Raw genomic sequence first — 14,124 nt, forward strand, 5'->3', positions numbered from 1 at the left:
TAAGAGTAACTATCCGGGTACATAATACCGTCATGACGAATAGTTATAAATTTTGCTACTCCCCTTTGATATATCAATTATAGCATATTATCCAAGTATATACAATAAATTTTTATAAAAATAATTAGTAAAAAATCACACCCAAAATTGCGGCTATTCCTATTACCAGTATAGGGTGAATTTTTTTTGAAAGCAGAGTTCCCATTATTAATACTCCTATAATCACACTTTTCAAATCCTTATAAGCTCCCTTAGCTAAAGATAAAAAAGCAGATATAATAAGTCCTATAAGAGCTGGCCTCATTCCCATTAATGCTGCAGTTAAAACTTTAGATTCTCTAAACTTTAATATGTAATGAGTAGCTATAGATACTAATAAAAATGAAAAACTTATTACTCCCAATGTAGCACATAAGCTCCCATAAATTCCTCCAACTTTATATCCCACAAAAGTGGCAGAATTTATAGCAATGGGCCCTGGAGTCATCTGAGATATACCTATTATATCACTAAATTCTTGAAAGTTTATCCACTGTTTATTATTAACTATTTCTCTCTCTATTAAAGGGAGCATGGCATATCCTCCCCCGAAACTGAATGCTCCTATTTTAAAAAAGGATATAAATAATTGAATAAGTAAATTCAATTACTCCACCTTCTTTCTATAATGCAAATAACCGTAAAATCCTGAAATTATAATAACTATAACTGGATGTACTTTAAAAACTCTTATAAGTAAAATTGTTGCAATAATTATAGAAAGATTTATATAATCTCTCTTAACAGATTTAGAAAGACTAACTACTGCAATTAATACAAGCATTGGTACTGCTGCTGAAATACCTTTAAAAGATAAGTCAACATAATAATTATTTCTAAATTGCATAAAAAATGAAGCTATAAAAATTATTATACCTAGTGAAGGAAGTACTGTACCTAATAGTGCCATTATGGCTCCTATAATACCTCTTATTTTATATCCTATAAAAGTTGATGTATTTACTGCTAAAGCTCCAGGAAAGGATTGAGATATAACTAATATATCCAAAAATTCATCCTTACTTATCCATTTTTTATTGTCCACTACTTCTGCTTGAATAAGAGGAATCATTGCATATCCTCCTCCAAAAGTAAATGCTCCTATTTTAAAAAAGCTCCAAAACATGGTCATAAGTACCTTCATCTAAATACCTCCCAAATTATTATTGATTTACTAAATTTATTATACATTAATTATATTATTTATAAACTATGCTTTGGAGATAATAATTTCATATATTCCATGAGTTAAATATGTTTTTTATATTTAGTTTATCTACCTTTTTCTCTATTATTGATCTATCTATTGAGTAAAGTCCTAGTTTTTTCATTCTTTCAAAATAAACTGAACCTGAAAAGGTATACTTTTTTGAGATTCCTTCTCCTCTTTCCATTTCTTCTTTTACATAAGATATGACATCCCCTATAGCTAATTCCTTTGGAAATGAAAAAAGACTTTGGCCATAAGCATATTTGGCACTATTAAATCCTGCTAATGTTCCTGTAACAATAGCTTCTGTATGCCCAACTAAAAGACCAGCCTTTTCTCCACAACAAAATAAATTATCAATTCCATCAACTTTTAAATAATTATCTCGTGGACACATAGAAAAAAATCTCATAGAATTTCCTTTTCCTCCTGCGTATGGATCCTCATATCTTACATTTTCAAAGCCAGGTATTTTTCTAAGTTTTTTTATACTATAATAAGGTGCCATAAGTTTTCCGTGTCCTGTATCTAAAAGTATTATGTTCTCCTTAAATTCCTTTATAGCATATTGCTGACATGCCTTAACCGCTAAATGATCATCCCTTAAATTCTCTGGAATAGATATTATACATACTCCTTTTAAATTTAATGTTTCTTGTATTTCTTTACTCAATGACTCTTTATGTAACTTGCAGGAACCACTCATAGCTCCAAATTGACCATTATTTCTCTTTCCTACATATTCTTTTACTCCTGCCAAGGCTGCAATGCTTTTTCTCCCTCCAAAACTAGGACATCTTATAATGCACATAGCACATCCATTTCCATACTTAGTACAATTCTCAATTGGTCCGGCAGTTCCAGTAGCATCAATGAACACATCTCCTTCATAGGAAAACTTCTTATCATCTTCTACTTCCTTTATTGTATTTCCCTGCATATCTACCTTAGTAATCCTACTATTAAACTCTACTTTTACTCCTATACTCTCTAAAAATTTTTGAATACTACCATGAATCTTAGACACATCATATAGCATTGCATGTTCATGTCCCGGGAAATTTACATTTTTATGTCGTGCATTTTCTTCACATATTTTAAATAACTCTCCTCCACCTAATTCTCCTAATTCTAATTCTGCAGTAAGTCTTCCATTATTGCGCATTATCCCGCCTACAAGACCTGTTCCTAAAAGCATATCTGTTCTTTCAACTAATATAACCTCTGCTCCGGTTTTTCTGGCACTTACTGCAGCTGCACAACCTGCCCAACCTCCACCTATAATTACAATCCTCATAGTTTATCACCTTCTTTTGCTATATTAATACTAGTATTTCTATTGTAATCTAATATATTTATTTATTTTAAAAATTAGGTATAAATATTTGTTGATTTTGTAATAAAGTAATTTCTAAAGTAACTATAGTTTTCTTTCTTACATTCTCAAAAGTATATAAGTTTAACAATGTATTTTCTATGATTTTAATTTCTTCTTTATTATTTGTTTCTAATACTTTCATACTATCCATTTTATAAAAAATTTTTTCATTAGATAGTTTAGGTAAAATATTAAAAGAAAATTTTTTACAACATTTAAAAGGAATATTTATAGTTGTTTTTTTTATATTTCCTTTAACTTCAGTTGTTTTTACCGATTTTACTGTAGCATATTCCATATTTTCCTGTATAAATCCCTTTATAAATAATTTTTCTGTACCTAAAACTAACTCACATTCATCTATAAAAACTTTTTCATTCAACTCATTTATTTGAAAAACTGGTTCTGGTAATTTGTTAAGTGATTCTATAAAAATTTGTATTTCAGTCTTTCCCAATACAACGGGAACTTTGGAAACTACTTGTTCAAAGGAAGTGTTCATTAATTTATTATCACTAGAATTACATTGAACTGTACACACATTTAATAGTGTCACTTTAGGATTGATAATAATTTTGGGGTTTGGTGTTAACTTATTCTCTATGTTCTTTATGTTCTTATTTAAATTATTTTTACATAAATCATGTATATTAAAACTCTCTATATTTGTATTTAAATCTTCTATGTAATTTATATTACTTTCTTTATCCTCTGTAGTTTTACAAACCACTTCTTGCAATACATTTACATTCTGTTCTTTTATTTTGTTATTTTCTAATATATTTGCATCCTCTTCTCTTACTTTAGTATGTTGTAATACATTTATATCTTCTTCTTTCGCTTCATTATCTTCTAATACATTTACGTCTTCTTCTTTTACTTCATTATCTTCTAATGCATTTATATTCTCTTCTCCTATTTTATCATCTTCTAATATATTTATATTACCTTCTCCTATTTTATCATCTTCTAATATATCTATATTTTCTTCTTCTATTTCATCATCTTCTAATATATTTATATCATCTTCTTTATATTCTTCTATGTGAATGGATTCATCTTTTAAAATTTCTATTACATTTAATTGTGGACTTTCATCTAAGCACTGTTTTTCATTTTTATTTTCCGGATTATGTTTTATATTATTACTATCTTCCTTATAATCCATATTATTACTATAGTTACCTTCATTGCTAAATAATATCAACAATATTGCTAGCATAATTAAATAATTTTCCCCAAACACATCTTCTTGCATATTTTCTAATCTATATTTACTCTTATGTTTATGTTTATGCTTTTTAGACATATTCTACTCTCCTTATTAATTAATAAATTCTATAAAATTTAATAGGAAACCTCTAATTTTAGAGGTTTCCTTATAATTTATAGTAACTTATAGCTACGAGATTTAAATTCCCTCTAAGCTAAATTTCACTTTACTTAGCAGCCTGATTTAGCTATAACTGAAAGTGTTGGACATTTTACTTCAACAATAGTTCCTTGAACTGTGTTTACAGCACTAATCAATTTAACAGTATAGGTGCAGCATCCTGGACAGCTATTGCACTCACAGTGACTAAAACAGAAAGAGTTAGTAATTTGTTCATCTTCGTCGTTAAAGCCAGCTACATAAGTCCAGCTTCCACAGCATATCTCATTTCCTTCATCACAGGTCTTGCATAATTCAAAAGTTAATGTTACTGGCTCTTCTGTTGTATCATTACCACTTATAAATTTAATGATACTACAGAAATCAAATTTTACTACTGGGTTTTTAAGACAAGTTGTGTCTATTGTTACGCATCCTAAAGATCTAGGGAAAAAGTTATTAATTAATACATTATTTCCTTGTCCTTGTCCATTAGATACTGTTCTCGTTATTTCAGCACATGATCCTTGAGCACATTCGAAAAGTATTGGATATGGGCATGGATTTTTTGGGTAACAGTATGAATATTTATGACGGTCGCAACATCCATAATCATAATCACATTTCTTATCATCATATTTCTTCTTATCATCGTATTCACATCTATCGTAATCTTCTTTTCTTTCTGGTTGTCTATAACATAATTTCATTACCGTGGTCCTCCTTTATATCATACATTTTTCAATTTTTAAACTTTTGATAATAATTAAATACTGTAATATACTATATGAGGGAGTTTATTAATAGTTCCATCTAACTTTAGTAATATTTTTCTTTCTTTAACATTCTTCCTATCATACCATCTTTATTGCTGTACCCTACTTCAACATCTTCGTAGTCATCATATTCTTCCTCATCATAATCCTCGTCATAATTTTCTATCATTTTCATTTCACAATGTGGCTTAGAAATGAATACTTGTTGATTTTGTAATACTTTAATGCGTATATATACAACCATCTTTTCTGTAAGTCTTCTAAAACAATTTTCATCTGTAAAATTCTCAGCACAGTCTATATTACGATTAAAAATATCTGTTTCCAAAATTTTTGCCCATTCTAATTCGCAAAAAATTGGTTCATTGAATTTATTAAAGTGAACCCATGAATCTTCGTTATTATTTATACAAAGCATGTTTTCATCTAAACTATTTGATCTAATTTTAAGTGTTTTTCCAAATTCAGGTTTCCTATCAAAATGAATTGGTGTAACGCATCTAAAAGGAACATTAACTGTTGTGTGTCTTACATCTCCACTTATACTAGTTGCATTAGCACATTCTACAGTAGAGTATTGTATATTCTTCTGAACATATCCACCTATAAAAAGCTTATTTGTATAAGGTACTAAGTGACATTGAGTAATACAAACATGTTTATCTATGGTTTTTATATCAAAAGCAGGTTGTTCCAATCTTATATCTGATTCCATATCTATCTGAATTTTAACATCTGATAACACCACTGGAGTTTTAACTACAAGAGGACCAGGGCGTCCAAATGGTTTATAACATCTATTATCACATTCTCCTAAAGTAGTTGGGTCAATAACTCTAGATTCACAGGTTGGAACTTGCTGTGGTTTACAATTACAATCATTAGTTAAATCATCTTTAAACATAACTTCATCTCCCTTTATAATCTTTGGCCTATAAAACATTAGTATTGCAAAAGTTACTTCTAAAGTTTTATATCTAGTAATATATTATTCTCCCTATTTAAAAATGCTACTGTTTAATATTAAAATTTATATATTTAATCTATATGAAAATCATTAATAGATACTTCTCTACCAATCATATCTTTTTTAGAATCCACTCCTACTTCTATATAGGTAGACTCTTCATCTTTACAATCAATATATTTACATGAGAAATCAAAATCACAATCTTCTAATATAGTTACATCTCCAACAGGCTCAGGAATATATATCTGTTGCTTTTGTAATACTTTCAGCCTTATAAAAACAACCATCTTCTCTATTATTTCTTGAAAAGTCTTTTCATTTGTGTCTTTATTATCAAACCTACATTTCCTATCAAGAATATCTGTTTCCAATATCTTAGCGTATTCTAATTCACAATAAACAGGTTCATATAACTTGTTATAATGAATCCATGAATCTTCTTTAGAGTCTTTACACATCATATTCTTATCTAATGCATTTAATTTTTCCTTGTAATATTTACCATATATTGGTTGCTTAGAAAACTTAATTTTTGTTACACATTTAAATGGAATATTTATTGTAGTATGCTGTATATTACCACTTATACTAGTTTTATTAGTGCAATCAATAGTTGAATATTGTATATTTTTTTGAACATATCCACCTATAAAAAGTTTATTAGTATAGGGAATAAGCTTACATTGAGTAAGACAAATATTTTTATCAATAGTTTTAATATCTAACGCATTTTCATCTAATCTAATCTCAGATTCTAAATCTACCTGCACCTCTACATCTGATAGAACTACTGGAACTTTAACTATTAATGGCCCTGTGCGTCCCATGGGTATCCTATATTTATTATCACATTCCGTTAAAGTAGTTGAGTCTGATAATTTTGAGTCGCATTGTGGAGTACATTGTGCAACTTCCTTACCTTCATTAATCACATAGCTATTATTAACATTAGCACTAGCACTAATTATGTTATCCTGTGCCATATACATTTCCTCCCTATTATTATTTAAATTTATATCAATACCATAATATTCATAAAATTCATAAGTGCAACTTAATTATTTTATAAATTCCTATATATATTATTAAATAAAAAAACATACATAAATTTGATTTATACAAATTCATGTATGCTTTTAAATTAAAAATCTATATAGCTTTTTTAGTGTTCCACTGTTAATTTTTTATTATTAACTGCTGATTCTTTTTTCAGTTTACTGGGTAAAATAAGTGATAATATTAAACAAATTAAACTTATTATTATTAAAACAGTAAAAATAATGTGTAATGATGAATTAACCGAAAGCCCTACATTCTTAGCAGTTATTACAGTATTTTCATTAATATTAGAATATAAACTAGAAGGGTCTATTTCACTTACTCCTAAATTATTAAAATATTTTACTATATTTATATTAAATATACTCCCAAAAACACTAATTCCTACAGTTTGACCTAAAGTTTTCAGAAGTGAATTAGATGCAGTAGCTGCTCCTCTCTGATTATATTCTACAGAAGCTTGAACCATTATTGTTAAAATAGTAAATGCTCCTCCAAATCCAAATCCCATTATAAAAACATAACTTATAACTAATGAAATTGAAGAAGAAACCTTTAGTGTAGTTAAAAGAATACTACTAAATACTAATATTAAAGTAGATATAAAAACCACTTTCTTTTCTCCATATTTAGGTATAGCTTTTGATAAAATCATTGCAGATAAGAGCCAAGCAACGGACATAGGTGCCATTGATATACCGGATATGGTTGCTCCAAAACCTAAAACATTTTGTATATATAAAGGCATGTACACTTCCATTCCTATTAAAACAGCTGCAATCATAAATGTAATTCCATTAGCAATAACATTGCTTTTTGTTAATATTTCTAGTGGAATAATCGGCTCTTCTGCCTTCTTTTCTATAAAATAAAACAAAATCAATAATACACTAGCAATTAATATAGAAATTATTATTCCTAAGGAAAATAAACTTTTACTTTTTTCTAATAATAGAACTCCATATAAAAGAGCTATTATTGATAATGATAATATTATAGTTCCTAAATAATCTATTTTATGTTTTTTCACTTCGAAATTTTCTTTAAGATTTCTCTTTAATAATATTATAGATAATAATCCAAAGGGTATATTTATAAAGAAAATCCAGTGCCACGAAAGACTTTCTAATAAAAATCCTCCTAAAAATGGCCCAATTAAACTAGCTATTCCCCAAACTGTACTTAACCATCCTTGAACTTTTGCTCTTTCTGATATATCAAATTCATCTCCTACTATGGTATAAGTTACAGTAAATATTGCCCCTGCTCCTATTCCTTGTAATGCACGGAAAATAATAAGCTGATACATATTTGAAGATAGTCCACAAAGAGAACTACCTATTAAAAAAATTATTATACCTACAGATAATGTGTTCTTTCTTCCATATAAATCAGCTAATTTCCCGTATATAGGGGTAGTAATTGCTGATGTTAATAGATATAAAGAAAACACCCAACTTATTAACTTAAATCCATTTAAGTCCTTCACTATAGTGGGAATAGCTGTAGTTACCACAGTTCCTTCTACTGCTGCTAAAAACATAGCTACCATTATTGCAATTATTATATTCATCTTTTTCGAATTCATACTTTATATCACTCTCCCTTTATAAAAACAATTTACTTGTAGGATTTCTCATTTAATTGAAAACATATATAATTATATTAGTTTTTATGTTTTTTGTCCAAATTTTCCTATTATCAAAAAATAATTTAGAAGGAATCCTTTTAAAGAAATTCCTTCTATCAACAAATATTATTATAATCTCATATATCGCTTAGTCATTTTCTTTTAACTTTATAATAATCTCTAAAACTTTTACATATATCCAAACTAAAGTTACTGTTAATCCAAAAGCTCCATACCATTCCATATATTTTGGTGCTCCAGCTCTTGCACTTTGATTGATAAATTCAAAGTCAACTATTAAATTTAATGCTGCTATTACTAAAACTACTGCTGTAAAAATTATTCCTATAGGCCCACTGCCATGAATATATGGTACATTAACTTTAAATAAAGATAGTACAAATGTTATAACATATGTTAATCCTATTCCCATAGTTGCTACAATAACATAATTTGAAATTTTAGCTCCAAGTCCTGGATTAGACCTATAGATTAATAACATACTCATAGCTATAGATATAGTTAATAATATAGCTGGAAATACTATTCCTGGATACATCTGATTTGCAAATAAGGATATTACACCAAGTAGTATTCCCTCTGATACCGCATATATCGGTGCAGTTACTGGAGATATTTTAGGAATAAAACTTGTTATAAGGCTTATAGCAAAAGCTGTGATAGCTGATACTCCAATTATTCCAATTGTGTTTTCTGACATAGAAAAATTAATATAAGAAAATGTTGCACTTATTGTTACAAGCATTATTAATATAAACGCTTTAAAAGCTGTTCCATTTATAGTCATAGCTTCTTCATAAGAATCAAAATCTTCTCTTTGAAAACCTTTCTCTAATACTGAATTTGCTTTCATAGTTAATTTCCTCCTAATGTATTTATGATATATTAATTATACTAAATTCCATATTAAAATGCATTAGTTTTATAAGAAATTAAAATAAATTTAAAAATTGCACCCCGTTTAATATATGTTCTATAAGCATAAGAGCTCCAGATATACCTAAAATGGATTTTGGAACCACATGAACATATCCAAGACATGGAAGTCCTATTTCTATTCCAGTAAAATTCTTATTATCCATTCTAAGCTGTAATATAGTATTTCCATCAGAGAATACCATATTTCCAGTACTTTCATGTATTAATTTATTTAAAGACTTAGTATATCCTATGTTTTGAAGGAAATCTTTTAGTTTTTCATAAAATATATTTCCCTTACCAGCTGTAATCTCAATGGATACTGGAATCATTCCTAAATAGCTACAAAGCCATTTAGTTAATGCATAAGCAATAGAAGCCTCAGCTTTTATTGAAAAAGTTGCCCCTTTAGGAAGTCCTATAAAAGAAGTAACTCTAGATAAATAAAGATAACTTCTTCCTCTTGCCTTTTCAGATTCTTCTGTAAACAACTTTTTATTTCCATTTAATTTTTCACATACATTATTTATAAGATTTTCAGTGGCTTCAAACCCTATAGGTATCCCTTCCTCAGCATATATATAAGGTATATTATACTTTTCCTTCATCCACTTAGCTAAATCTAATCCATACTCCGGATAAATAACTATATTATATTCTGCTTTTATTGCATTTTTAATATTTTCTGTAGTTTCTCCTGCACAAATATTTGATATTACCTCTATGCCACAAAGTTTTAAAAGTCTTTTTATTTCCTCTATATTCCCTTCATAATATTTGTTGTATATTGATATCCCTAAAAGATTTACAGTTTTAGGAATTACCTCTTTTCTCTCACCAAGCATAGAAGATAAAACTTTAATTATAGCATTATAAAATCCATGTTCAAACTCACCTGAAAACCCTGTGCTCTCCATAGAAAAATAAGGGATATTCTCTACTTCATTTTTTATTAATCTATCTAAATCATCACCAATCAAAGCTGCACCCGGAGAGTTTACTACTGCTAAAAGATTGTAGTTTCTTCTTTTTATATCCTTTAACAACCTAGTTAATTTATCCGAACATCCATATACATAATCATATCCATCCACATATGTACATGGAATTCTTGGTTGTCCAAAATAAAATTCTTCTGGATAACTTAAAGGATCGTAATTAGCTTGTGCTGGCATTTGAGCATCAGAAACAGCACTATGATATAGTTTGCATCCTGTAGGACCATTTAATATTACTGCTGCATCTTTTATTCCTTCTATAGCAAGAAGGGCTCCAGTAAGACTATCTGGCATAATATTTGGAAAATAGTTTTTCATCTTTTCTCCACCCCTCTTTTAAATTTAATTTAAAAAGTCCTGCCCATCTTTTAACAAGATTTAATCCACTGAAAAAACCTACATCAGGACACATAGGAATGGTATCTATTACTGCTTTTTCATCAAGATTTGTTGATGCATAATTAGATATAATTATATCTGGCTTCAACTCTTTAATATCCCCTATTCTTTTTTCTTGATTATACTGAAGTTCTATATTTAACATATTTTCAAATTTGCTTTTAAATAAATTTTCACTACAATAATTCAATACACATACCTTTACTATATCCATTTCCAGTTCTAATGCAGTTTCTAATATCCAATCAAGTTGGTGATTATAAGTAATTATCATTATCTTTTTACCTTTTAAATAAGGTTTTATTTCTTGTATTTCTTCTTCATAATTTCTTTCATAATCTTTTATTAAGTTTTCTACTAATTCTTCCTTATTAAAATATTTAGCTATATCTTTAATCCACTGCTTGGTTTCTGAAAAGCCTACTGGAAAAGGACTTTTAAAGAAATTAGCATCATATTCTTTTTGGAAAAACTTTTGTATTAATCGTCCCATATAATCTTCATAAGCTAATATATTTAAATCTGCTTTCATAAAGTTTTGTATATCCTCTGCCTTTGTTTTGCATATAAATCTACAATTTATAGAAACTCCAATAGAATTCAAGAGTTTTTTCATAGTATTAAAGTTTTTCTCTGTATTTCTAGCAATAAATTTTTCAGATAAAATATTTACTGTGTTTTCTTCCTTTTTTACATTCTTTTTTATAAGCCCTCTAGCTATTTCTAAGTAAGCATTAATCATGCCTTGAAGATAATCTCCTGTAATATTTCCGTCAGTTTTTATAGGAATAACAGGCTTGTTTTCTGTACTCATTTCCTTTACAGAATCTACATCATCTCCTATAATACCTGCTGGGCAAGTGGTTATTACAAATAATGCTTTTCCTTTTTCCTTTACCTCTTCTACTTTTTTCTTCAGCTGTTCTATACCTCCAAATACCATTACCCCCTCATTCATTTCTGAACTTACAAGTGATGGGTTAATTTGCACTGGCATCAATTCTCCTCTTTCAAAAAATCCTCTTCTACCTACAGAAGATATAGTTTGATATGATATATGAGCACAACTTCTAGGACCATGAGCAATGGTTACTGCATCTTCTATTTGAATTGCCACATTTACTGCTCCATTAAAAGCACATCCATGAAGAGGTTCTCTTAATACCACATTTTTAGATAAAAACTCTTCAAAATTATTTTCTTCTTCCTTTTCCTGTTTTTTCATTTTAAAAATATTTTCTTTTTCTTTTATAAAATATTTAACTTTACTTTGAAGCACTACTTCTTCAAGTTTTTCATCTGTAAGAGGTAATGCCTCATAAAGTATACTTTCTTTAATTACCTTATCTGCTAAATTTAAAAATCCATTTGCTACCTTTGAGCCTTTAATTTCTACTAGAGGTAGTCCAACTTTTTCTGAATAAGTAAATTCATCACTTCTGGGAAAAACTTCACAAATAGGTAGCTTAACTGCCTCTGCAAATCTTTCTATTCTTTCCTCTTCATGCTCTACACCTCTTTTGTTGAATATAAGTCCTCCAACTCTCTTCATTGTACCATCATAATTTCTAAGTCCTCTTAATATATTATTGGCAGCATATATAGACATAAATTCTCCAGAAGTAACTATATAAACTTCATCTGCATATTCGTGGCGTAGAGGTACTGCAAAACCTCCACACACCACGTCTCCTAATACATCATATAAAACTATATCATACTGTTTATTCTTAATATGTAATCTTTGGAGCAAATCAAAAGTAGTCAAAATTCCTCTTCCTGCACATCCTACTCCTGGATTAGGTCCACCTGCTTCTACACAATGTATTCCATTATATCCTTCCCACAAAATATCTCCTAATTTATACTTATCAGGTGCCACATCTCTTATATAGTCTAATACAGTATTTATTTTTCTTCCCCCAAGTAAAAGTCTTGTAGAATCATGTTTTGGATCACAACCAATTTGTAAAACTTTTTTATTCTTTTTAGAAAGAGCTGCAGATAAATTAGAAGATATAGTAGATTTCCCAATACCTCCCTTTCCATATATAGCAACCTGTTTCAAAATATCCACTTCCTTTTTCTCTATAACTAAATTTTTAATTATCAAATCTATCCACTTTAAACAACTTTAAATTTTCATCCATTTCACCTAAATATAATTTACTTAACATCATGCCTCCTAATATTGAAAAGAGTATACCATTTGCTCCATAACCTAAACAATACCATAATTTTTTATTCTTAGGGTCAACACCTAAAAATCCTAAATTATCTTTTGTAGAAGCAAAAGCTCCACAATATTTATACTCTATTTCTATATTCTTAATATTTTTAAACATAGATTTTAATCTTCCCTCTAGTATAGCATATTTGTCATTTGCTATTTTTTCATTAAAAATTTCTGGAACGAAATCTACATCTTCTCCACCTATTATTATTCTATTATCTGCTGTAGTTCTTAAATAATTATATGGATCTGAGTTATCTCTAATAAGTACTCTATCAGGCCATCCAGAAAAATCACCTACAGGTTTTGTGGCTATGTTAAAGGTAGTGGTTTCAGTACCAAAATTTCTATTAGTAAAAAGCTTAGTATTATATCCTGTAGCCACTATAACTATTTTCCCTCTAACTTTATAATTATGAATTGTGTCTATTTGTACTCCGTTAATATTATAACTTACTTTTACAGCTTCTGTATTTTCATAAACTTTAAGTCCCTTTCTACAGGAAACATCCAGTAACTGGTGAGTATATTTATAAGGGTCTAATTCAGCTCCTCCATTATTAGAATATACTCCAGCCTTTAAATCAAAGCTAAAAGGATTATTAGCTTCATCTATAAATTTTACGTCAAAATTATACTCTTTTCTAAGTTTATATTCTTCCTCTATCTCTTTCTTTTCTAAATCCTTATCTGTATATAACAAAGTACTTTTCTTTTTATAATCACAATTATTTCCATGTTCACTTATAAATCTATCTATTTCATCTAAAGCATCTATTCCTAATTTATAAGCCTTTATAGAATTTTCTATTGTGGTTCCCTGTGCTAGTTCATTTAAATTTTCATCAAGTTCATACTGAAGCAAAGATGTGGTAATACTAGTACTTCCATAACCTATTTTTCCTTTTTCTAAAATTACAGCAGGAATATTATGTTTTGTAAAATAATATCCTAAAATTCCACCTGTAACCCCTCCACCCACTATTACAACCTCTGTATTAATATTCTCATTTAAGCATGGATATTTCTTATAACCACTATTAATTGTAGTAAAAAGAGGTTTACCTTGAACATACTGTAAATCCATTTTATCACTACTCCTATTCACCAAAATTATAATT

The 14,124-nt window shown here is 28.5% G+C and carries 12 protein-coding genes; all 12 read right to left on the reverse strand.

Translation table 11 applies throughout. The features are described from left to right. Positions 1-124: 124 nt before the first annotated feature. The gene (locus J2Z24_RS10210) at positions 125-646 is read right to left on the reverse strand and encodes a chromate transporter (RefSeq protein WP_035149241.1); all 522 of its coding nucleotides are present in this window, start codon (positions 644-646) and stop codon (positions 125-127) included. After that, positions 647-1,183 (reverse strand): chromate transporter, encoded by a 537-nt coding sequence (locus tag J2Z24_RS10215; RefSeq protein WP_035149239.1) that lies wholly within the window; start codon positions 1,181-1,183, stop codon positions 647-649. An 88-nt stretch (positions 1,184-1,271) separates the two neighbouring features. Further along, complete coding sequence (locus J2Z24_RS10220; RefSeq protein WP_035149236.1) at positions 1,272-2,546, reverse strand: FAD-dependent oxidoreductase; 1,275 nt, start codon at positions 2,544-2,546, stop codon at positions 1,272-1,274. 67 nt (positions 2,547-2,613) lie between these two features. Then, entirely contained in the window at positions 2,614-3,936 is a 1,323-nt protein-coding gene (locus J2Z24_RS10225; protein ID WP_209795122.1) for a hypothetical protein, read from the reverse strand. Between the two features lie 134 nt (positions 3,937-4,070). Beyond that, the gene (locus tag J2Z24_RS10230) at positions 4,071-4,709 is read right to left on the reverse strand and encodes a DUF4489 domain-containing protein (RefSeq protein WP_035149234.1); all 639 of its coding nucleotides are present in this window, start codon (positions 4,707-4,709) and stop codon (positions 4,071-4,073) included. Between the two features lie 109 nt (positions 4,710-4,818). Then, a complete protein-coding gene (locus tag J2Z24_RS10235; protein WP_051593333.1) occupies positions 4,819-5,679 on the reverse strand; it encodes a CsxC family protein in 861 nt (286 codons plus the stop codon). A 134-nt stretch (positions 5,680-5,813) separates the two neighbouring features. Beyond that, positions 5,814-6,728, reverse strand: coding sequence for a CsxC family protein (locus tag J2Z24_RS10240; protein ID WP_051593332.1), 915 nt, complete (start codon positions 6,726-6,728; stop codon positions 5,814-5,816). Between the two features lie 179 nt (positions 6,729-6,907). Next, complete coding sequence (locus J2Z24_RS10245) at positions 6,908-8,392, reverse strand: MDR family MFS transporter (RefSeq protein WP_035149232.1); 1,485 nt, start codon at positions 8,390-8,392, stop codon at positions 6,908-6,910. Positions 8,393-8,582: 190 nt separating this feature from the next. After that, complete coding sequence (locus J2Z24_RS10250) at positions 8,583-9,308, reverse strand: Bax inhibitor-1/YccA family protein (RefSeq protein WP_035149229.1); 726 nt, start codon at positions 9,306-9,308, stop codon at positions 8,583-8,585. A gap of 79 nt (positions 9,309-9,387) precedes the next feature. Beyond that, positions 9,388-10,689, reverse strand: a complete 1,302-nt coding sequence (locus J2Z24_RS10255) for a nitrogenase component 1 (protein WP_035149227.1) — start codon at positions 10,687-10,689, stop codon at positions 9,388-9,390. Then, positions 10,655-12,883, reverse strand: coding sequence for a nitrogenase component 1 (locus J2Z24_RS10260; RefSeq protein ID WP_241392936.1), 2,229 nt, complete (start codon positions 12,881-12,883; stop codon positions 10,655-10,657). The genes J2Z24_RS10255 and J2Z24_RS10260 overlap by 35 nt, the downstream gene beginning before the upstream one ends. Next, entirely contained in the window at positions 12,873-14,090 is a 1,218-nt protein-coding gene (locus J2Z24_RS10265; protein WP_035149223.1) for an NAD(P)/FAD-dependent oxidoreductase, read from the reverse strand. Before J2Z24_RS10265 ends, J2Z24_RS10260 begins: the two co-directional genes overlap by 11 nt. Positions 14,091-14,124 lie beyond the last annotated feature (34 nt).

This window comes from Clostridium tetanomorphum (genome assembly GCF_017873215.1).
In the GTDB taxonomy this organism is placed as follows: Bacteria; Bacillota; Clostridia; order Clostridiales; family Clostridiaceae; genus Clostridium_AO; species Clostridium_AO tetanomorphum.